Here is a 20052-nt window from a genome sequence, read left to right as displayed (position 1 = left end):
GGAGAATGCGCTTGAATTGCCGCCTCGATGCCCACATGAGTATCGCGCCGGCCACCGGATCGACCGACCTTCAGGAGCCTTAGTGACCACGACAGACTCGCTTGCAACCCATGTGACGGTGACCGCCGGCAGCTTCATGACCGATGTGGTGGAAGCCTCTGCCCATGTGCCGGTGCTGGTGGATTTCTGGGCCCCGTGGTGCGGGCCGTGCAAACAGTTGATGCCCATCCTCGACCGGCTCGCCGCGGAGTACGGCGGCCGCTTCAAGCTCGCCAAGGTCAACACCGACGAGCAGCAGCAGCTCGCGCAGCAACTCGGCATTCGCAGTCTTCCGACCGTCGTGCTGTTCAAGGACCGCACGACCGTCGATCACTTTGTCGGCATCCTGCCCGAAGCGCAGATCAGGGAGCTGCTGGACAAGCATTTGCCGACAGTCTCCGATGGGCCGCTCGCCCAGGTGCAGCGACTGAAAGCGGCAGGCGACTACGCTGGCGCACAGGAAGCCATCGGACATCTGCTTGCACGCGATCCGGAGAACGTCGGCCTGCGGACTGAAGCGGCTGAATTGCACGTACTGGACGGCGATGTCGATGCAGCGAAGCAGATCCTCACGCAGCTGCAGGCGAAGGAACCGAATCATTCCTTAGTGAAGCGGCTCGCGGCGCTGATCACGTTCAGCGATGTGATCGCGCGGCACCCGGACGTACGCAGCCTGAGAGAGCAGCTCGCGGCAAACCCGGCTGACCTGGAGCTGCAGCACGCGATGGCTGTCCATCAACTGCTCGCGGGCGACGTCGAGCCGCCGCTGCAGACCTGGCTGGAGATGATGCGCAGCCATCGTCAGTTCCAGGATGACCTGGCACGCCGCAGCCTGATCCTTGCTTTCGAACTGATCGGTGACGCTGATCCGATCGTGCCGCAAACGCGTCGTGCGATGGCGCGGCTGCTGTTCTAGATCCTCAGGACGGTTGAGGCGCGGACTGGCGTATCACGAGCAGCTTGTCTCCCGGACGCAGGCGCGACTCAGGGTCCTTGAGATCCATGTCGCGGCCGTCGCGGACGATACCGACGATCAGCGCGTCCAGCTCCGCGGTCCCGTGGCCGATCTCATCCGGCCGCGGATCCCGCTCGACCAGCACGACGCGGCCATTGGCACTGATCAGATCCATTACATAGTCCGACAGCGCCGAGGTCTGCAGGGCACCGGCCATCAGGATGCCGCCGACGCGCGATGGCAGGATCGTCGCGTTAGCACCGCTCTGGCGCAGCAGCTTCTCGTTCTCCGCCTCCTCCACGCGCGCCACGATGCGAACATGCGGTGAGAGCGAACGAGCCGTCAGCACGATCAGCACATTGGTGTCGTCACGGTCCGTGCATACGAACAATCCACGAGCCGTCGAGAGCATCGCCTCCTTCAGCGTTTCTTCCTTGGTCGCATCGCCGAGAATGCCGATGAAGCCCTGCTCGGCCGCCTGCTCGACCAGCTGACGGTTCGCGTCGACGACGAGTACCCGCTGCTTGTCGACGCCGCGAACGACTAGCTCATGCGCGGCGCACGCACCGGAGTGCCCGAATCCGCAGACGATCACGTGCCCTTCGAGCCTTGCCTGAAGTCTGCGCATCCGGAAATCCTCGACGAGACGTTGCAGCACCAGTTGGTAAGCGGTACCGAGAAAGATCAGCCAGACGAAGAGTCGAATGGGCGTGACCAGAATACTGTCGACAATGCGTGCCCTCGGCGTGACGGGCACGATGTCGCCATAGCCCACCGTGGTCAGCGTAACGGCCGAGAAATAGACCACGTCGACGAACGTGATGTGATTGTCGATGTTGTCGCGCAGACCTTCACGATCCGCCCAGAACACGCCGATGACGAGCATGTAGAGCGCGACGACGAGGGCCGCCCGGGCGACCAACGTCTGGCGCACGCTGAGGCCTCCCCCCATGAAGAGCCGCTTCGTGTCCTGCTGCATCGGTCGATCCAGCGACCGGTCGATCGGTGACCGCAAAGGCAATCCTCTCCAGGCCTCGCAGCGATACGCCTGGCCGCATTGTCATTCACTGGCGGGCTGCCGACAAATCGTCCCGGATTCCGCACTCGGGTCCAATATCCGTGTTGATGCATATCGGAGAATCGGCGCCGCTGACTAGAATGGCCCGAACCCTGGGAGACCGACGTGAATCCGAGACGCCTCACCGCATCCCTCATGGCCGCAGCGGCACTTGGAATCGCGGCGCCAGCGGCCTTGGCTGCGCCCTCGCAGTACTACGGCCTCCTGCGTTCCCGCGATCTGACCGCGTTCGGCTTCCTGCGCCTGGACATGCGGCCGGCCTACGCCGTTTCGATCGAACCCGGCACCTGGGCGATCGAAACCGAGCTCGGCTATCAGAACACCTGGGCGTTGAGCGAGAACGTCGAGGAATACCTGACCTCGCTGGAACCCACCGGCCGTCGCGATCTCGGACCCGACGAATATGCGGCGATCCAGGCGCTCCCTGGCGAGAACTACCTGCTCGATCTCGAATCGGCGTCGTTCGACCTGACTTTTCACTACAAGTTTTCCAAGAACTGGACCGGCTACGCCATCGTCAGCGCCGTCAGCTACCAGGGCGGATTCCTGGACAGCACGATCGAAAGCTTCCACGACGCTTTCGGTTTCAGCACCTTCGGGCGGCTGGGAGCCAAACGCAACGACATCAACCTGATCTATGACCTGAAAGGCGCGCAGGTCGCCAGCTTCGGTTCCCCTACCGACGGCGGCTTCACCGATCCGACGCTGGGCATTCGCTTCTCGGGCATCGACATGCCGGAGAAATGGGCTCTTTCATTCGAAGGCGCGGTGAAGATTCCTGTCGGCGGCGAGCGCACGCTGCTGTCGACTGGCAAGACCGACGTGGGCGTGCAGATGTCCGTGCAGCGCTTCTACGATCACCACGCGCTGTATCTGAACCTCGCCGCGGTTTACTACGCCGGTGCCGAGTTCCCGGTGGAGCAGGACGCCACGTTCGTGCCGACATTGATCTTCGGCTACGAGAAGGCAATGACCGACCGGACCAACATCAATCTGCAGGGCTACATCAGCAAGAGCGTGTACGACAGCGACCAGACGGATCTCGACGAACTGCTGAGCGAGAAGTACCAGCTCACGCTCGGCGTGCGCCACCGGATCAATCAGTTCCTGATTTCCTTCGGCATCACCGAGAACCTGCAGAACTTCAACAACACGCCGGACATCGGGCTGCAGCTCGGCGTCGCATACCTTCCGTCACGCGTCGAACGCACGCGCAAATAGTCAGATCGCCGCGCCGAAGAGCTTTCCAATCGCGGATGTGAAAGCCATCGCGATCGCGCCCCACAGCACCACACGCACTGCCCCCTTGAGCGCCGGCGCTCCGCCTGCTCGTGCGGCCGCGGCGCCGAGCAGCGCGAGAGATGCGAGCGATGTCGCCGCAATCACCATGTTCGCTTTGTCGAGCGGCGCTACGACACTCATCGCCAATGGCAGGAGTGCTCCCGCTGCGAAAGCCCCGGCTGACGCCAGGGCAGCCTGAACCGGCCTCGGTCGCGCATGAGGCGTGAGTCCCAGCTCATCACGCGCGTGCGCTTCGAGCGCGTTGTGCTTGGTGAGCTGAGCCGCCACTTCGCGCGCCAGTGCAGGTGTGAGTCCGCGACGAACGTAGATTCCCGCGAGCTCTGCTCGCTCCGCCTCGGCATTGGTTGCAAGCTCCTGCCTTTCGACCTCGAGCTCGGCCTGCTCGGCATCGGACTGCGAACTGACAGAGACATATTCGCCCGCCGCCATCGAAAGAGCGCCTGCGACGAGGCCTGCGACGCCTGCAATCAGCAACTGCTCGCGTGTCGGTGTGGCCGCGGCGACGCCGACGAGCAAGCCCGCCGTCGACAGAATTCCGTCGTTCGCACCGAGCACCGCGGCTCGCAACCAGCCCGTGTTGTTCAGACGGTGATGTTCGTGGTGACGGCGCACGGGTGCGATCCTCAGAACGTATCCCAGATGAGCTTGATCGATACCAGGAAGAGCACCGTCTGTACGATCGTGAAATAAGTGCGCTGCGGCAGGATCCGGACCAGCCGGACGCCGATGAACGTACCGGCAATGGCAATCGGCATGAGCCAAGCGGATGTCTTCAAGTTGCTCGCATTGAATTGCCCCAGGGCCCAGTACGGCAGCAGCTTCACTGCATTCACGACGGCGAACACGATGGTCGTCGTCCCGGCGTAGACCGTCTTCGGCAGTTGCTGCGGCAGAACGTAGACCTGATACGGCGGACCGCCGGAGTGCGACACGAAACTGCTGAATCCCATCAGCGTGCCCCAGAAGACGCCGCGGGGCACGTCCGCCGGTTTGGGCTGCACCACGACATGTCGCTGACGCCAGGCGTTGAAACAGAACGTCACGCCGATGAGGCCGACGATGAATCCCACCCAGCGCTCGGTGATGATCGACGCGGTCGCCCAGCCGAATCCGATACCGATCACGCCGGCGCTGATCAGGATGACGAGGTTGCGCCGGTCGAACTCGCGGCGATAGGACCAGAGCCCGAACATATCGCTCACCACGAAGATCGGCAGCAGCAATGCAGCGGCCGTCACGGGCGAGATGACCAGGGCGAGCATCGGTACAGCGACGCTTCCGATGAGACTCAGGCCGCCCTTGGACAGTCCTACGAGCAGCGCCGCCAATGCCGCCAGCGTGAGGACGAGCGGGTCCGATAGATTCATTCTTATGATCGCCCCAGGCGTGCCTGTACGTTCCGTGCCGCAGCGACTGCGCTGTGCCAGGCACCATGAATGGTTCCGAAGTACGCGGTCGAACACGCCTCGCCCGCAAAGAGAACCCGGTCGCCGAGCGGATCGCTCAGTCGCTCGCGCATTTGCGCCATGCCCGGCCGCGCATACGAATAGGAACCCTGCGACCACGGGTCCGACACCCAGCCGGTCGTGAGCGTCTGCTCGATCCCTCCAACGAAGCCGGCACCGAACATCTGCCCCAGCTCTTCGCGCGCGAACGCCTCTAGTCCGCCACTCAGTTCGAGTTCGCGTGCGAGCGCTCCGCCGAAATACGCGAGCAGGACTTCCTGACCCGACGGCCACGTCTGGTAACTGCCGATCCGCGAGCTCGATTGCGTGCGCACGAAGTGAATCGACTCCGGATGCGGCAGCATTCCCGGGCGCATGCGAAAGAAGACCTTGTTCGTGGCGCCGAGCGGGATGGCCTCGAACGCCTCGGCGAATGGCGCAGGCAGCTGGGGACGAAATCGCACGCCTCCGCTCGCAAGGATGCTCGTCGGCACCGTGACGATCACGGCACGCGCTTCCAGCGTCCCTTTTGCCGTGATGATCTTGATCAGCGAACCGCTCCAGTCGATTTCCTGGACAGGTGTATCGAGCCTGACATCGAGCGTGCGCGCGGCGTGTGCAACGACTGCACCCAATCCTGCCGCCACCGCCCAGTTGATCTCCGAGTCCGCGTATCGCGCGAAATCGAGACTCGACACGTGGTCGCTGGATTCGCCCATCAGGAAGTTCACGACCGAATCGAATCGGGCCCGGTACTTGTCGTCCGGGATCAGCGTCGAGATCGGTGCATCGACTCCGCTCGCTGCCGCGTCGGTCAGCAGCGCTTCATTGCGAACAAATGCAGCGCCCCATTCACGCCGCTCCGCGTCAGGGATCGGATCTCGTCCGATCCACGCGCCCCAGGCCGGCAAGCGCTCGATGAGGGAGAAGCCCTGCTCACGCGCATAGGCAGTCCAGGGATTCTCATCGGCTGAATGCAGCCAGGCGCAGCCCATGTCGACGGGAAAGCCGAATGCGTCGCTGTTCGTCCAGGCACGGCCGCCGACGCGATCACGGGCTTCGAGAACGACGGCTCGATGACCTTCAGCCGCGAGCGTGCGTCCCGCAGCGATTCCCGCAGCGCCGGCACCAACGATGACGACATCGACACTCACGCCGAACGCGCCTGAGCCTGCAGCTGGTGCGCCGTGCCCTCGCCCAGGTACTTGTGGATCGCGCGACGCGTGAGATAGATCAGCGGAATGAGCGCGAAGGCCATCAGCACCTTGTAGGCATAGTTCACCGACGCGACCGCCATGAACAGCGGAATCGGCCACTTCTGCGGCCCGAGCACGAAGGCGATATAGAGCACCACGAAACTGTCGATCAGCTGGGAGATCAGAGTCGAGCCCGTCGCGCGCAGCCAGATCCATTTCTCGCCGGTCAGCAGCCGGATGCGATGAAACACCGTCACATCGACGAGCTGGCCGATCAGGAACGCGATGACGGAGCCGGCGATCGTCCACATCCCCTGGCCGAAAATATTGCTGAACGCGCTCTGCATGTCCGGCACGCCCCGCTCCTGGTTCACGGTGATCCAGAAGTCCGCGGGGACCAGGCCGATGGTGACGTAGGCGGCAAAGAATCCGTAGACGATGAGTCCTACGGTGAGCCAGGAGATGAACTGCACGCCGCGGCGGCCGAAGTACTCGTTGATGATGTCGGTCATCAGGAATACGAACGGCCACAGGAGCACGCCGCTGGTGAACGAAAGCGATCCGCTCTGCCCGAACAGGTTCCAGTTGAGCGTATCCATCCCAAGGGTCGGCTCTAGAGCGAAGATCTTCACCCCCACGAACTCCGCGCAGAGGGCATTCACCGCCAGGAACGAGGCCAGGAGCACGAACAGGCGCGTCGTTCTCGAACCCAGGGGATTCGGACCTTGGGGACTCGAACCCTGGAGATCCGGACCTTGGGGATTCGCGCTCGTTGCCGACATGATTGCCTGCTTTCTTGTTGCGTCCGGGAGTCAATTGGAGCGGCGGCAGTATGCATTAGCCAGCAGTAACGACGCCATGAACCTGCGTGCGCGGATATGAATGGCTACACTCGCGGCCATGGCCACCATCACCGCGCTGAACGTCTACCCCATCAAGTCCTGCAAGGGGATCGCGCTCCAGAGCGCAACCGTCCTGGACACAGGCATCGCGCACGATCGCCAGTGGCTGATCGTCAAACCGAACGGTCAGTTCGTCACTCAGCGGGAAATCCCGAGGCTCGCGTTGATCGGCACGGCGCTGACGAGCACGGATCTGCAAATCACCTCGCCCGATTCGGGAACGCTGAGCATTCCCCTCGCCGCCGAAGGTCCATCGACCGAAGTGACGGTCTGGAAGGATCGTTGTGCGGCATTCGACATGGGCGACGAAGCAGCGCGCTGGCTGGAGGCGCACACCGGCAAGCCGCACCGACTGGTCAGGTTCGATCCGTCAAAGAAGCGGCCCTCCAGCGCCCAGTGGACACAGGGCGTGGAAGCCCTCAACCAGTTCTCCGATGGATTCCCGTTCCTCGTGATCTCCCAGGCGTCGCTGGACGACCTGAACTCGCGACTCCCAGCGCCGCTGCCGATGAATCGGTTCCGGCCGAACATCGTCGTCGATGGTATTGCTCCGTACGCGGAGGACGATGTCCATGACTTCACGATGGACGGCGTCACGCTGCGCGGAGTGAAGCCCTGCACGCGCTGTGCGATCACTACGACCAACCAGGTTACGGCGGAACGCGAGGGCGACGAGCCGCTACGCACGCTGCGCGGCTATCGATTCAGCCCGGAACTGAAGGGAGTGCTCTTCGGGCAGAACGCGATTCTGATCGAGGGCGCGGGCAAGACGCTACGGGTGGGACAAGAGATTCAGGTGGACTGAAGTCGAACCCACAACTGGAGTCGACCCACTGAGCGTGGGTATCACACTCCGACCTTCTGCACCTCATGCGCAAGACGCTTGAGGCCGGCACTTTCCCAGCCGAAGCGATCTTCGCCTGCAGGATCTTCCGCGACTTCACTCTGCACCGCTGCGATGTGCGGCGCAACGCGACGAATGACGGTGCTCTCCCAGTCGTCGCGAACCAGCGTGCTCTCGGGGTCGAAGTTCACGTCTTCTTCCTCCGTCGGCTGAGGAGGAATGACCGCCGGGCGTTTCATCTTCACCGTCTCATCGGCATCGGATTCCACGCTCTTATCAATGCTCAGGGACGGATCACGCTGTGCTGTCATAATGCCGGTCGCCTCGCTGCGTTCAACGGGTACGCTACAGAATCGATGTTGCAATCGATGTGTGGCGCATCACAGCGTGGTGACGCACTCCATCGAGTGCCCGCGCGTGTCGCGCCCATTCCGCAAATCAAATGATGTGATCGGCGCACCCCGCGCACGATCAAGTAATGAACGAGTCGGCGACGACTTAAGTTCCGCGTGAGCTAGGGAGGGAAAAGCGCGGATTCTGCGGGAGAATTTCGGACAGGAGAACCAAGAGCAAGAATCTCCACGGGGGACACGGGGATCACCGGGTTACAGAGCGGAAACAGACTTTGCCTGATTCCTCTTTACCCGGTGATCCCCGTGTCCCCCGTGGAAATCTTCCTGCTTCTCTTCAGTACCCAGCGAGCTGAGCGTAACGATCCGTGTGGTAGTACGCGTCGCCGAACGTTTCGGCGGCGACTCGTGCGCGTTTCATGAAGAATCCGATATCGAATTCATCGGTCATGCCGATACCGCCGTGCATCTGCACCGCTTCGTTCGTTGCGATGCGTCCGATGTCGCTCGCCTTGGCCTTGGCGAGGCAAATGAGGCCCGCGGCCGCCGGTTCCTGCGCGTCGAGCGCCTGCAGAGCACGGAGCACAGCCGAGCGGACCAGCTCGATCTCGCAGAACAAGTGGGCAGCGCGATGCTGCAATCCCTGGAACGTACCGATCTTCACGCCGAACTGATCGCGCTCGCGCAGGTAGCCCAGCGTGCGTTCGAACGACTCGTCGGCGACACCCAGCAATTCGGCCGCGAGAACGGCGCGACCCGCATCGAGCACCGCATCGAGCAAGGCTGCGCCTTTGTCGACGCCTCCGAGCACGTCTTCGGCGGACACAGCAACATCGCGGAGCTCCACGACTGCGGCGTTGTGGCTGTCGACGAGGTTGGTCCGCGTGATCGTCACGCCTGCCGCCTTCGGATCGACGAGGAACAGCGTGATGCCGTCGCGGCTCTCGACATCGCCCGACGTGCGCGCCGAGACGATCAGCCGGTCGGCGACATGGCCATCGAGCACCAGCACCTTGCGGCCGCTGAGCTTGTACTTGCCGCCGCTGCCCGTCGCGCGAGTCGCAACATTGAACGGCGCATGTCGGCTGCGCTCATCCACGGCGAGAGCGAGCAGCGAGTCGCCGGATGCAACCGATCCCAGCACGCTCTGCTTCTGTGCCTCCGTGCCGCCCTTCAGCAGCGCGGTAACTCCGAGAATCGCCGTCGACAGCATCGGCGTTGCACTGAGGTTGCGGCCGATCTCCTGCGCGATGAGCCCGGCACCGACGTGGCCGAAGCCCACACCGCCGTATTCCTCGGGGATGAGCACGCCGGCCCACCCCATCTCCGCCATCTCCTTCCAGACGGCGCGATCGAACCCGGTGGCGTCACGGGAATCCCGCAGCCGACGAAGTTCGGCAACCGGCGCGCGCTCCGCGGCGAATCGCTTCGCCGAGTCACGAAACATGAGCTGGTCTTCATTCAGTACGAGCGACATGGAAACCTCGAAATTTTTCTCTGTCCGAATCTGGCGAATAGCTAGCAGCTAGTGGCTCACAGCTCTTCATCAAGCTCCCGGCAGCTTCAACACATGCTTCGAGATGATGTTGAGCTGGATCTCGGACGTGCCGCCTTCGATCGAGTTCGCTTTCGTGCGCAGCCAGATCGGTGCGAGCTCCTCCCCGCCTCCATCGCCGAACTTCAGGCCATCGACACCCGCGACCGACATCATCAGCTCCGCGCGGCGCTTGTTCAGTTCGGTGCCGAAGTACTTGAGCATCGACGACATCGCACCGGTTTCGTTACCGGCCTTCGCTTCCGCCTGCACGCGCTCCATCGTGAGCGCGAATGCATGAGCGTCGAGCTCGAATCTCGCGATGTCGGCACGCAGCACCGGGTCCGCCAGTCGGCCGCCGGCCAGGCCGAGATTGGTGACTGCGAGCTGACCGAGCGAGCCCTTGCCGCCGACACGCAGCCCAAGCCCCATTCCGCCGATCATGTTGCGCTCGTGCGTGAGCAGGTACTTCGCGATCGTCCAGCCCTTGTTCAGCTCGCCGAGCAGGTTTTCCTTCGGCACTTTGACGTTGTCGAAGAACGTCTGTGTGAAAGGCGAGTAACCCGAGATCAACCGGATCGGGCTCGTCGACACACCCGGTGAGGCCATGTCGAACAGCAGGAAGCTGATGCCGTCGTGCTTCTTGCCGTCGAAGTTCGTGCGTACGAGACAGAAGATCCAGTCGGCCTTGTCGCCGTAGCTCGTCCAGATCTTCGAACCGTTGATGAGGAAGTGATCGCCCTTGTCGTCCGCCCGCGTCTTGAGCGACGCGAGATCGGAACCCGCACCCGGCTCGGAATAGCCCTGGCACCAGCGGATTTCGCCGCGAACGATCCTCGGAATGTGTTCGCGCTTCTGGGTTTCGTTGCCGTACTTGAGCAGTGCCGGGCCCAGCATCGAGATACCGAACGATGTCAGCGGGAGACGGCAGCGCAGCGCGGACATCTCCTCGCGCAGCACCTTCGCCTCTTCCTTGCTCAGACCTCCGCCGCCGTAAGCCTTCGGCCACTCCGGCGTCGTCCAGCCGCGTGCCGCCATGCGCTCGAGCCATGCGCGCTGCGCGTCGTTCTTGAACTTCACATTGCGCCCGCCCCAGCAGACGTCGTCCTCTTCCACGACGGGCTGGCGCATTTCAGCCGGGCAATTCGCTTCCAGCCACTGGCGCGTCTCGCGGCGGAAGGCGTCGAGCTGTTCGCCGGAGCGGATTTCGGGTTGTGCAGACATGACGGGTACCTGGTGTGAAGCAGTTAGTGTCTTTGGGCGAGATTCCAGCCGATACCCGCGAAGATCTTCGCGGTCTCGCCGTAGCCGATCGCACGCTCATCGGCGGCGTTGCCCTGCAAGGCGCGGGCATACACCCCCTGCGTGATCGCCGCCATACGGAAATACGAGAACGCGAGGAAGAAGGACCAGTCGGGGATTTCCGCTCGGCCCGCGTGGCGCTGGTAAATCGCAAGGAATTCAGACTCCGATGGAATACCGAGCGGTGCGAGATCGAGCCCGGCGAGTCCGCCACCCACCTCGTTCCGCGAAGGCATGTGGTAGTACATGCACGCGTAAGCGAGGTCGGCCAGCGGATGCCCCAGCGTCGCCAGTTCCCAGTCGAGCAACGCGATGATCCTCGGCTCGGTCGGATGCAGGATCGTGTTGCCGATGCGGAAGTCGCCGTGGGCGATCGCAGTCTCGTCCTGCTTTGGCTGATGATCCGCGAGCCAGGCGATGAGCCGGTCCATGTCGGGATTCTCATCAGTCTTCGACGCGACGTACTGCTTGCTCCAGCGATCGAGCTGACGCGCGACGTAGCCGTTGGGCTTGCCGAAGTCCTCGAGCCCGCAGGCACGATAGTCGACCGTGTGCAGCGCTGCGGCGACGCGAGCGAAATCCGCGTAGACGGCCCCGCGATCTGCCGGCGACAACTGCGGCAAGGTCACACCAGTGATGACGCGGCCCTCGACATGATCCATCACATAGAACGGGGTGCCGATGATCGAAGCGTCTTCGCATAGCAGACGCGCGCGGGGCAGCGGCACCTGGTCGGAAGGCAAAGCCCTGAGAATGCGGTACTCCCGCTCGATGAGATGCGCGGACGGCAGCAGCTTGCCCGGCGGCTTCTTGCGAAGAACGTACTTGCGTGCCGGCGTTTCGATCAGGAACGTGGGATTCGATTGCCCGCCCTGAAACTGGCGCAGGGTCGCCGGTCCCGCGAAGTCCGGCAGATGCTGCTCGAGATAACGCCAGAGCGGCGCTTCATCGAAGCGGTGCTGAGGCAGCACGTCGACGACGACGACGTCGGAATCGCGCTGGCTGGATGCGGCTGTGGCCAATGGTGTCGATGCCCCTGTCATCAAGACCGATCGTGAGAAATCGGTGGCGAACGCCCGCGCAGCGCGGTACCGCTAATTCGAAAAGTCAGGAAGTGCCGCGATCAGGCTGGGTACTGCTTGCTGGAATCCTGTCCTGCCGGGCAAGGCATTGTATTCGCGCCCCGAGAGGATGGGGTAAAGAAAAATGAACAGGGGGTACTGCGGCCGCAGCGCGGAACGGCGGGGCCTCTCGCCTCCTGTGGGTCCGACCAAAGTCGGACCCACAACGAGGGTCTCAGCGGGAAATTGTCAGCTTCCCGAAGGCGACTCCCAGGTCCCATCCCCGACCGGTGCCGCTCAGCGCCAGACTGACCTCGCCCTTGGTCATCACGCTGGCCTTGGACGATTTCACGGCGCCTGCATGCGCCTCCGCCTCGACGTACGAACCGAAGATCTCATTGATGCTGGCGACGCCGGAGAACTCGCCGTTGCCGTTCTCGATGCTCGACTTGCCGAAGGTGAGCCCGCCGCCCTTGGCCTCGAGCTTCACGGTCGCCGTCTGGCCATTCGTACAGCGGACCGATCCCGTGCCGCTGGCGGTCTTGTAGAAGGCGGACCAGCCCTTCATCTGGAATGTCATGCTGCAGCTGACGTTTGCCGCGAACGAAGTCGCCGGACCGATCGCCAGCGCAACCAGAGCCATCCTCGCAATCCATCGACGCATGTTCATGATCTCCGCTGCTGTTCTTGTGTGCAGATGGTGGACGGTCGAAGTCTAACAAGCGCTGAACGGGGCCCGTGAATCGCAAGGCGAATCGCAGGGTTTGCCTGATCGCTTGCCCTGCTGGACGTCATCAGGGGCGTGCATGTCAGAATGCCGCGCATGAATCACAGGCCCGTATCGCTGACCGAATTCTTTCACGAGTACCGCGACAGTCGCCGAGCACTGGTTCTCGCAACGGTCGCGCAGACGATCGGCTCGACATATCGCAAGGCCGGCGCGCAGATGCTGATTTCCGCCGACGGCAGTGCGGCGGGACTGCTCAGCGGCGGATGCCTGGAAGCGGATCTGGTCGAACGTGCACGGCGCGTGATCGATACGGGCGAGGCGCTCATCGCCGAGTACGACACACGCAGTTCCGACGACATTCTCTGGGGCATCGGCCTGGGTTGCGAAGGCGCGATGCGCATCCTGCTGACGCGCCTCGATGCTTCAAACGACTACCAGCCGTTTGCTTTCTCAGACGAGTGCCGCAAGAACGACCGGCCCGGTGCTGTCGCGTTCGTCATCGCGAGCAGCAACCCGACGTATCCGCTTGGCGCCGCATTCAGAAGCGAGGCAGCCGACGCGGCTCCGGCCTCCGTACGCCTCACGCTCACTCAATCGCCTCACGCGGCAATGACGATCGACGGCGAGAACGCGACGTTCCTGATCGTCCCTGTCGAATTGCCGCTGAGGCTGCTGCTGCTGGGCGCCGGCCCGGACGCGATGCCACTCGTCGAGATCGCGGGACTCATGGGCTGGAGCGTGACTGTGCTCGATCATCGCCCCGCTTATGCGCTGGCCGAGCGATTTCCGAGGGCGCATCGCGTCGATCTGCGTCCCGCGGGAACGTTGAGCGAGTTCCTGCAGCACGCTCACTACGACGCGGCGGTCGTGATGAGCCATCACCTCACTTCAGACGAAGCCTATTTGCGCTCGCTCGCCGACAGCACCATTCCGTATATTGGTCTGCTGGGCCCTGCCCCACGTCGTGCCCGTCTCATGGCGGACATCGGCGAGAAGTCTCATCAGTTCGGCGATCGTCTTTACGGACCGATCGGTCTGGACATCGGTGCACGCACGCCGGAGGCGATTGCGCTCGCGATCGTTGCGGAGATTCAGGCGGTGCTGGCGAAGAGATCCGGCGGGTCGTTCAGGAATGCGTGATGAGCGTGTCTTCCTGGTGCCGGAATCCGGCTAAACCTTCAACGGCAGCGACCTGACTCGCTTCCCCGTCAGCGCAAACACCGCATTCGCAACCGCCGGCGCAATCGGCGGGACGCCTGGTTCGCCGAGCCCCCCCAGCGCCGCGTTCGACTGAATGAACTCGACCTTGATTCGCGGCGCATCCGCGATCTTCGGCAGCGGGAAATCGTTGAAATTGCTCTGCGCGACGCGGCCGTCCTGAATGGTGATCTCGTTGAACACAGCCGCCGACAGACCGAAGATGATGCCGCCCTCGATTTGCGCCGTTGCAGTATCCGGATTCACCACGTAACCGCAGTCGACCGCAGCCCAGACGTTGTGGACCTTGATGCGGCCGTCAACGATCTCGACTTCCGCTACTTCCGCGACGATCGAACCGAAACTTTCCACCAATGCGATGCCGCGCGCACGACCGGCTGCGGGCGCAGCGCCCCATCCGGAAATCCACGCCGCCTTCTCGAGCACAGCGCGGTGCCGGGGCGCATGCTCGAGCAGCCCGCGACGAAACTCATAAGGCTCTTTGCCCGCTGCATGCGCGAGCTCATCGATGAAACTCTCGGTGAAGAAGCCGTGCTGGGAATGTTCGACCGACCGCCACGACCCCTGGCGGACGTGCGAACCGAATTTGACGGCGCGAATGTCCTGATGCGCTATGGCATACGGAACATGCGCAGCTTCGCCGCCCGCACCATTGAACTTTGATATCCAGACGATCGGCGCCGCTTTGGAATCCACAGCGCCCTTGTAACGACCGATCACGGCGGGCCGGTAGTAGTCGTGCTGAATGTCCTCTTCACGACTCCAGATCAGCTTGACCGGTGCCGGCGACATCTCTTTGGCGATGCGCACCGCCTGATCGACGAAATCGTGAGCACCCGGCAAGCGCCGGCCGAATCCGCCGCCGAGCTGCTGGTTGTAGAGCGTCACCTGATCCGCATCGAGTCCTGACGCATCGGCTGCGACCTTCCTCGCGGCAAGCGGATCCTGCACGCCGGTCCAGACCTCGCAACGGTCGTTGGCGATCCGGGCCGTCGCATTCATGGGCTCCATCGTCGCGTGCGCAAGGAATGGCACGCGATATTCGGCTTCGATCGCCTTCGCCGCTCCGCCGATCGTCGCGGCTGCGTCGCCACTCGAGAAGATCTTCTTTGACTCATCGCCTTCCAGTGCGCGGCCAATGGTCGACGCCAGCGTTTCACTGTTCTCCTTGCGCTGCGTCGTTTCAGTGAACGTTGGAATCAGGGTGCGCAGTGCTTTGAGCGCGCGCCAGTAGCTGTCAGCAACGACGGCAACAGCGTTGTCGAGCTTCACGACCTTCTTGACGCCGGGCAGATTCGCGATCGGCGTCGCATCCACCGAGCCGAGTTGCGCGCCAAAGACCGGCGCCGCTGCAACCGTCGCGTACAACATGCCAGGTATAGCGACATCGATGCCGTACTTCGCGCTGCCATCCACTTTCGAAGGAATATCGATACGAGGAATCGGCTTGCCGACGATCGTGTATTTGTCCGCAGACTTCAGTTGCGGATGAACAGGCGGATCGAGCTTCGCCGCGTCCGCCGCAAGCTCGCCGTAGGTCGCGCTTCGGCTCGATCCCGGATGGATCACGCTAGACAGCTTCGTTTCGCACTCGCCGACCGGCACGTTCCAGCGCTTCGCCGCCGCTTCGATCAACATCGTGCGCGCAGCGCCGCCTGCGACTCGCATGCCGAGAAATCCCGTTCCGCGCACGGAGCTGCTGCCGCCGGTGACCTGCAAGTCCATGAGACGCGTCAGTCGGTAGGTGCCCCAGTCCACGAAACGCTCGGTAAATTTCGGTACATCACTCAGGCCAGGAACGAAGGCGCGGGCAATGTAGCCATTCGCATAGATTTCCTCTGCCGGCGCTTCTTCCATGCGCACGAGATTCCAGTCCGCATCGAGCTCCTCGGCGAGCATCATGGTGAGCGCCGTGTGCACACCCTGCCCCATCTCGCAGTGAGGCACGATCGCAGTCACCATATTGTCCGGCGCGATCTTCAGCCACGTCGTCAGCTGTGCCGCTTCCTTGCCGTCGCCTTTCGACAGAATGCCGATTCGATTCGGTGCGAACGCAATGCCGCCGACGCCGAGTGCGAGACCTCCGCCAACGAGGCTGCCGGCCGTGATGACCGCACGGCGTGTCCACTTACCCATGGCGCGCCTCCTTCGACTCTTCCCCGCGGGTCGCTTCGACATCTCCTCGGGAAATATTCAGGGCCGCGGCATGAATGGCGCGCCGGATACGCTCGTAAGTACCGCAACGACAGAGATTGGTGATCTCGGCATCGATGTCCTGATCGGTCGGATTCGAGTTCTTCGCCAGCAGCGACGCCGCTGCCATGATCATTCCGGATTGGCAGTAGCCGCACTGCGGCACCTGATGCTCGATCCACGCCTGCTGAACCGCATGCCGCTCGGCACCGCCCGCGAGACCTTCGATCGTCGTGATCGCCTGCCCTTGAACTGCCGCGGCTGGAATCGAGCAGGATCGCGCGGCGGTGCCATTGATGTGGACCGTGCAAGCGCCGCAAGCCGCGATACCGCAGCCGAACTTGGTTCCCGTGAGCGCCAGCGATTCACGCAGCACCCAGAGCAGCGGCGTATCCGCATCCGCTTCGACCGATCGCTGCTCACCGTTTACGAGTAGTTGTAGTTCCATCGGTGCTCCGGAGAAGCCTGCCTGCGAGGGATTCTAACCGCGGCGCAGATCGCGCAGTGCGCGCCGCTCGTGCTTGTCTGGTCGCCCGTCCGGCGACGGCGCAGAGAGCCGCGCATACTGGCTGCGAACTTCGCGCGCGGCGATGCTTTCGGGCGTCTCGCTGTAGTGGCGTTGAGCTTCGGGCGCAGGTCCACGGCGCTCGGGCATCGAGAGCACGATCACTTCCATGCGGGAGTCCCCGCGAGTGATCTGCAAGCGGTCGTTGATATGCAGATTACGCGACGCTTTGACGCGCTCGCCGTTGACGTGCACGAGCCCGCCCGTCACGGCATCGGTCGCAAGAGAACGGCTCTTGAAGAAGCGTGCAAACCAGAGCCATTTGTCGATACGCAGACCGGGCGCTGAGGATTCATTGGACATGGCGCGAGTGTACGCCTGTCCCCGCAGCCCCGGAATTTCGCCGCAGATCAGGAGGCAGAGAAGGACTCTCCACGGGGTGCACGGGGGGCGCGCACGGGGAGATTCACGGGGAGATTAATGCTTGCTTCGCGGACCCTCTCGATTCTGATCCCCGTGATACCCCGTGGGCCCCGTGGAGAATCTTCGTCTCTTTGGTGAAAGCTCTGCCCGCCGGCGAACAGTCGGCGGCCCGCGTGGACCGCCGACCCGTTCGTCAAAAGCGATACTGGAACTCCACCCCGTAAGTCCGCGGCGGCGTGAGACTCCAGGTCTGGAGAATCGTGCCATCGTCCTGCCGATCCGCCGTGACACCGTCGAGACCGTACTCATCGGTGACGTTGCGGCCGTAGAAGATGACTTCGTAGCGTTCCTTGACGTCCGTCCACGTCGCGCGCAGATCGACCTGGTCGAACGCGGGTGCCATCCGGTATTCGCGGGTGAACAGACCGGACTGCACTTCGTCACGCCATGCGTAGGTCCCAGACAGGTTCAGCGAACCGATCGCGAAATCGATCCGGTAGTTCGCGTTGAAGGCGACCTTGTTCTCAGGCTGCGCCGGAAGCTTGTTGCCTTCCAGTGCCTGGCCTTGCGACAACACCGTCCCGTTGCTGTTCAGGCGCGGCGGGCCGCACGGAACCGCATCGGGATGCTGCGCGAGCAGATCGAGGTTGTCCGATACGCCGCACCCTGACTTGAACTCCGCGTCGATGTACGCGTAGCTCAGCATCAGGGTCAGCGGGTCGAAGACCTGCCACGTCGTCTCGACTTCGAAGCCCATCGATTCGGCGTCGAGGTTCGTGTAGAGGTTCACGTTGGGGCCGGTCTCCTGCACGACGGAGATGGGGCTCTGCAGGTTCTTGTAGTCGTAATAGAACGCGGCGACGTTTGTCACGAGCGTGTCGGAGCCGAACTTCACGCCGATCTCGTACGCATTCAGCGTTTCGGGCTCGACCTCGTAGTCGGCGGCGATCGTGCCGAGACTGAACGCTCCGCCCTTCCAGCCGCGGCTGTACTTCGCGTAGCTCATCAGGTCATCCGAGATCGTCCAGTCGATGCCCGCGGTGCCGCTCCAGCCCGACCACTTGTTCTCGACGTTGCGCTCCGCGTTGACGATCTGAACGGCGGGATTGACCGTACCGAACGCCGTCAGATTCGTCGGATTCCAGAAGATCTGCCGATGATGCTCGTAGCCTTTCTTCTCGTCTTCGCTGTAGCGGGCGCCGATCACTGCCTTCAGGCTATCGGTGAACTGCCAGTCGAACTGGGTGAAAGCCGCATACGAGTCCATGTCCAGAACGCCGTCGGCGTAGTAGTACCAACCCTCCGGATTCGGCGCGGAACCAAACGGCGCCCTGAGCTCCGGCTGCATCGCATTCAGCACACCGCTCGGCTGCTCCGAATCCTCATGGAACTGGTACAGGCCGAAGATCCACTGCAGCGGACCGTCGTGCGTCGAGGTGAGGTTGATCTCGTTGCTGTAGTACTCCTTGATCTCCTTGTACGCGGTTGCGGCGTGGCCCCAGATCCGCACGGTACGGGCGGACGGCGTCGGCGGGTTGACCGCGCTCGCTGGCGGAATGTAGTCGTAGAAGTCGCGTGCGGCGCGATCGTAGTCGGTGATCGAGTTGTAGACGTAGTCCGAGTAGCCACCGATGTACTTCACATCCGCCCAGCCGGTGTGCCAGGTCAGATGCATGATGTACGTGTCGCTGCCCGTCAGCGTCTGTCGCGATGGAATGTTCGTGTTGTAGAGCCGCCGATCGTTGCCGGGCAACTGCTCCGTGTACTGCTGGACCGCTGGGATGAGGTTGTCGCCCGCGTTGAAGGTCGCGGAAGGACCGAGCGACGCAGTCGGGACGAGCGAAGCGCGACCACCGGGCACAGTTGCTTCGCGATAGTAGTCATAGGGAGCCTGGCTCGCGGTGCTGCGGCCGCTGAGATCCCACACGCCGCGGTACCAGCGCATGTACAGGTCGACCTTCTCGCCGATGTCGACCTCGACGCTTACGTCGTAGTCCTGGCGGTCTTCCACTCCGCCTTCACCGGGTCCGCCCTGCATGTTGCGGAAGTAGCCCTTCTCCTGAATGTAGTTGCCTGCGGAGACCCGCAGCCGCATGTAGTCGTTGATCGGGCCGGAGGCTGTCCCCTCGGCCTTCCACGCATCGTAGTTACCGACACCCGCGCGCAGCTCGGCCTCGAAAACGTCAGTGGGCCGTCGCGAAACGATGTTCATCGCTCCACCGACGGCGTTGCGCCCGAACAGAGTTCCCTGCGGGCCGCGCAACACCTCGACACGTTCATTGAACATGGAGGATTTGCTGCCGGAAGTCGTGCTGGATGTATAGAAGCCGTCGTTGTAGACCGCCACGCCCGGGTCGCTGCCGAAGTCGTTCGTGTAGCGGCCGACGCCGCGGAGGTTCAATCGATCGAGGGAGCTGTTGTACGTAAGTCCCGGTGTGAACAGCGTCATGTCCTGCACCGTCTCGACACCGATAAGATCGCGCATATCGGCCGTGAACGCCGTCACCGCGACCGGAATGTCCTGCAGGTTCTCGGAACGCTTCTGCGCCGTGACGATCACCTCTTCCAGCAATACGGAATGCGGTTTGCTCTCCTGTGCTCCTGCAACCCCATTCATCGCGAGCAGCCCGCCACAGGCGAGCGGCCACACACCGAGATGTCTGGTCTTCATACCTAACCCCCTTGTTCGGATCTCTACCTGATCCGGTATTTGTTGTCCGAACTCATCGGTCCGGTGCGAGGGATGTTAGGAATGCAACGAAGTCTGCACAATCGTAGAGAGGCGTTAAATGCCTCGCACTTGCGTTGAGCAGAGCAAATAAATGTGAACAAGTGCAAGGCATCCTCATGGCAGAATTGCTGGTGTAGGCAGTTCGCCGGATCGTGCCGAACACTCGCTGTTTGTGACATGAAAGTGCACCAATCGGCGGTTGCGCCGTCAACGGTGCGACCGGTCTGCTTCGCGGAATGTATCG

General features: G+C 62.8%; 18 protein-coding genes. 4 read left to right on the top strand and 14 right to left on the bottom strand.

Annotated elements, in window-relative coordinates; all coding sequences use genetic code 11:
- Positions 1 to 82 precede the first annotated feature (82 nt).
- Positions 83 to 955: a thioredoxin gene (gene trxA / locus HNQ60_RS01790; protein ID WP_184329304.1), complete on the top strand. Its 873-nt coding sequence runs from the start codon at positions 83 to 85 to the stop codon at positions 953 to 955.
- Positions 956 to 959: 4 nt separating this feature from the next.
- Here the strand turns inward: trxA and HNQ60_RS01785 are convergent, their stop codons facing one another.
- Positions 960 to 2009, bottom strand: coding sequence for a potassium channel family protein (locus tag HNQ60_RS01785; RefSeq protein ID WP_184329303.1), 1050 nt, complete (start codon positions 2007 to 2009; stop codon positions 960 to 962).
- A gap of 168 nt (positions 2010 to 2177) precedes the next feature.
- Here HNQ60_RS01785 and HNQ60_RS01780 point away from each other — a divergent pair, with 168 nt between their 5' ends.
- Positions 2178 to 3293: a DUF3187 family protein gene (locus HNQ60_RS01780; RefSeq protein ID WP_184329302.1), complete on the top strand. Its 1116-nt coding sequence runs from the start codon at positions 2178 to 2180 to the stop codon at positions 3291 to 3293.
- Here HNQ60_RS01780 and HNQ60_RS01775 read toward each other — a convergent pair whose 3' ends face one another.
- From HNQ60_RS01775 to HNQ60_RS01760, 4 genes are read right to left on the bottom strand one after another with little or no spacing between them, the layout of a single operon-like run.
- Entirely contained in the window at positions 3294 to 3995 is a 702-nt protein-coding gene (locus HNQ60_RS01775) for a VIT1/CCC1 transporter family protein (RefSeq protein ID WP_407676428.1), read from the bottom strand.
- 2 nt (positions 3996 to 3997) lie between these two features.
- Positions 3998 to 4741 (bottom strand): sulfite exporter TauE/SafE family protein, encoded by a 744-nt coding sequence (locus HNQ60_RS01770; protein WP_184329300.1) that lies wholly within the window; start codon positions 4739 to 4741, stop codon positions 3998 to 4000.
- 2 nt (positions 4742 to 4743) lie between these two features.
- Positions 4744 to 5973 carry a flavin monoamine oxidase family protein gene (locus HNQ60_RS01765; protein ID WP_184329299.1) on the bottom strand — a complete coding sequence of 410 codons (1230 nt, stop codon included), beginning with the start codon at positions 5971 to 5973 and terminating at the stop codon, positions 4744 to 4746.
- The gene (locus tag HNQ60_RS01760) at positions 5970 to 6797 is read right to left on the bottom strand and encodes a queuosine precursor transporter (protein WP_184329298.1); all 828 of its coding nucleotides are present in this window, start codon (positions 6795 to 6797) and stop codon (positions 5970 to 5972) included. The genes HNQ60_RS01765 and HNQ60_RS01760 overlap by 4 nt, the downstream gene beginning before the upstream one ends.
- A 100-nt stretch (positions 6798 to 6897) precedes the next feature.
- Between HNQ60_RS01760 and HNQ60_RS01755 the strand changes: the two genes are divergently transcribed.
- Positions 6898 to 7722 (top strand): MOSC domain-containing protein, encoded by an 825-nt coding sequence (locus HNQ60_RS01755; protein WP_221303968.1) that lies wholly within the window; start codon positions 6898 to 6900, stop codon positions 7720 to 7722.
- A 41-nt stretch (positions 7723 to 7763) separates the two neighbouring features.
- On the opposite strand, the gene HNQ60_RS01750 is transcribed toward HNQ60_RS01755, so the two are convergent.
- The 5 genes from HNQ60_RS01750 to HNQ60_RS01730 form a co-directional block, all read right to left on the bottom strand.
- A complete protein-coding gene (locus HNQ60_RS01750) occupies positions 7764 to 8006 on the bottom strand; it encodes a hypothetical protein (protein WP_221303967.1) in 243 nt (80 codons plus the stop codon).
- A gap of 442 nt (positions 8007 to 8448) precedes the next feature.
- Positions 8449 to 9588, bottom strand: a complete 1140-nt coding sequence (locus HNQ60_RS01745; RefSeq protein ID WP_184329296.1) for an acyl-CoA dehydrogenase family protein — start codon at positions 9586 to 9588, stop codon at positions 8449 to 8451.
- A 69-nt stretch (positions 9589 to 9657) separates the two neighbouring features.
- The gene (locus tag HNQ60_RS01740) at positions 9658 to 10869 is read right to left on the bottom strand and encodes an acyl-CoA dehydrogenase family protein (protein WP_184329295.1); all 1212 of its coding nucleotides are present in this window, start codon (positions 10867 to 10869) and stop codon (positions 9658 to 9660) included.
- Positions 10870 to 10892: 23 nt separating this feature from the next.
- Positions 10893 to 11990, bottom strand: coding sequence for a phosphotransferase (locus tag HNQ60_RS01735; RefSeq protein WP_184329294.1), 1098 nt, complete (start codon positions 11988 to 11990; stop codon positions 10893 to 10895).
- Between the two features lie 253 nt (positions 11991 to 12243).
- A complete protein-coding gene (locus HNQ60_RS01730) occupies positions 12244 to 12678 on the bottom strand; it encodes a hypothetical protein (protein ID WP_184329293.1) in 435 nt (144 codons plus the stop codon).
- 153 nt (positions 12679 to 12831) lie between these two features.
- Here HNQ60_RS01730 and HNQ60_RS01725 point away from each other — a divergent pair, with 153 nt between their 5' ends.
- Entirely contained in the window at positions 12832 to 13878 is a 1047-nt protein-coding gene (locus HNQ60_RS01725) for an XdhC family protein (RefSeq protein ID WP_184329292.1), read from the top strand.
- A gap of 30 nt (positions 13879 to 13908) precedes the next feature.
- Here the strand turns inward: HNQ60_RS01725 and HNQ60_RS01720 are convergent, their stop codons facing one another.
- The 4 genes from HNQ60_RS01720 to HNQ60_RS01705 all read right to left on the bottom strand — a co-directional run bounded on the left by HNQ60_RS01720 (position 13909) and on the right by HNQ60_RS01705 (position 19748).
- Positions 13909 to 16092, bottom strand: a complete 2184-nt coding sequence (locus HNQ60_RS01720; protein WP_184329291.1) for a xanthine dehydrogenase family protein molybdopterin-binding subunit — start codon at positions 16090 to 16092, stop codon at positions 13909 to 13911.
- Positions 16085 to 16597, bottom strand: a complete 513-nt coding sequence (locus HNQ60_RS01715) for a (2Fe-2S)-binding protein (RefSeq protein ID WP_184329290.1) — start codon at positions 16595 to 16597, stop codon at positions 16085 to 16087. Before HNQ60_RS01715 ends, HNQ60_RS01720 begins: the two co-directional genes overlap by 8 nt.
- Positions 16598 to 16630: 33 nt before the next feature.
- The gene (locus tag HNQ60_RS01710) at positions 16631 to 17017 is read right to left on the bottom strand and encodes an RNA-binding S4 domain-containing protein (RefSeq protein WP_184329289.1); all 387 of its coding nucleotides are present in this window, start codon (positions 17015 to 17017) and stop codon (positions 16631 to 16633) included.
- 253 nt (positions 17018 to 17270) lie between these two features.
- Entirely contained in the window at positions 17271 to 19748 is a 2478-nt protein-coding gene (locus HNQ60_RS01705) for a TonB-dependent receptor (RefSeq protein WP_184329288.1), read from the bottom strand.
- Between the last annotated feature and the right edge of the window lie 304 nt (positions 19749 to 20052).

Origin of the sequence: Povalibacter uvarum, from assembly GCF_014202975.1 — a bacterium.
GTDB lineage: Bacteria > Pseudomonadota > Gammaproteobacteria > Steroidobacterales > Steroidobacteraceae > Steroidobacter > Steroidobacter uvarum.
Note: the sequence above shows the minus strand (reverse complement) of the source record. Positions and strands in the feature narration are given on the sequence as shown.

What these genes read in the sequence shown, in the direction of transcription:
- HNQ60_RS01770 (WP_184329300.1), bottom strand. Translation starts at nt 4,741, where the DNA reads ATGAATCTATCGGACCCGCTCGTCCTCACGCTGGCGGCATTGGCGGCG.
- HNQ60_RS01760 (WP_184329298.1), bottom strand. Translation starts at nt 6,797, where the DNA reads ATGTCGGCAACGAGCGCGAATCCCCAAGGTCCGGATCTCCAGGGTTCG.
- HNQ60_RS01755 (WP_221303968.1), top strand. Translation starts at nt 6,898, where the DNA reads ATGGCTACACTCGCGGCCATGGCCACCATCACCGCGCTGAACGTCTAC.
- HNQ60_RS01745 (WP_184329296.1), bottom strand. Translation starts at nt 9,588, where the DNA reads ATGTCGCTCGTACTGAATGAAGACCAGCTCATGTTTCGTGACTCGGCG.
- HNQ60_RS01740 (WP_184329295.1), bottom strand. Translation starts at nt 10,869, where the DNA reads ATGTCTGCACAACCCGAAATCCGCTCCGGCGAACAGCTCGACGCCTTC.
- HNQ60_RS01735 (WP_184329294.1), bottom strand. Translation starts at nt 11,990, where the DNA reads ATGACAGGGGCATCGACACCATTGGCCACAGCCGCATCCAGCCAGCGC.
- HNQ60_RS01730 (WP_184329293.1), bottom strand. Translation starts at nt 12,678, where the DNA reads ATGAACATGCGTCGATGGATTGCGAGGATGGCTCTGGTTGCGCTGGCG.
- HNQ60_RS01725 (WP_184329292.1), top strand. Translation starts at nt 12,832, where the DNA reads ATGAATCACAGGCCCGTATCGCTGACCGAATTCTTTCACGAGTACCGC.
- HNQ60_RS01720 (WP_184329291.1), bottom strand. Translation starts at nt 16,092, where the DNA reads ATGGGTAAGTGGACACGCCGTGCGGTCATCACGGCCGGCAGCCTCGTT.
- HNQ60_RS01715 (WP_184329290.1), bottom strand. Translation starts at nt 16,597, where the DNA reads ATGGAACTACAACTACTCGTAAACGGTGAGCAGCGATCGGTCGAAGCG.
- HNQ60_RS01710 (WP_184329289.1), bottom strand. Translation starts at nt 17,017, where the DNA reads ATGTCCAATGAATCCTCAGCGCCCGGTCTGCGTATCGACAAATGGCTC.
- HNQ60_RS01705 (WP_184329288.1), bottom strand. Translation starts at nt 19,748, where the DNA reads ATGAAGACCAGACATCTCGGTGTGTGGCCGCTCGCCTGTGGCGGGCTG.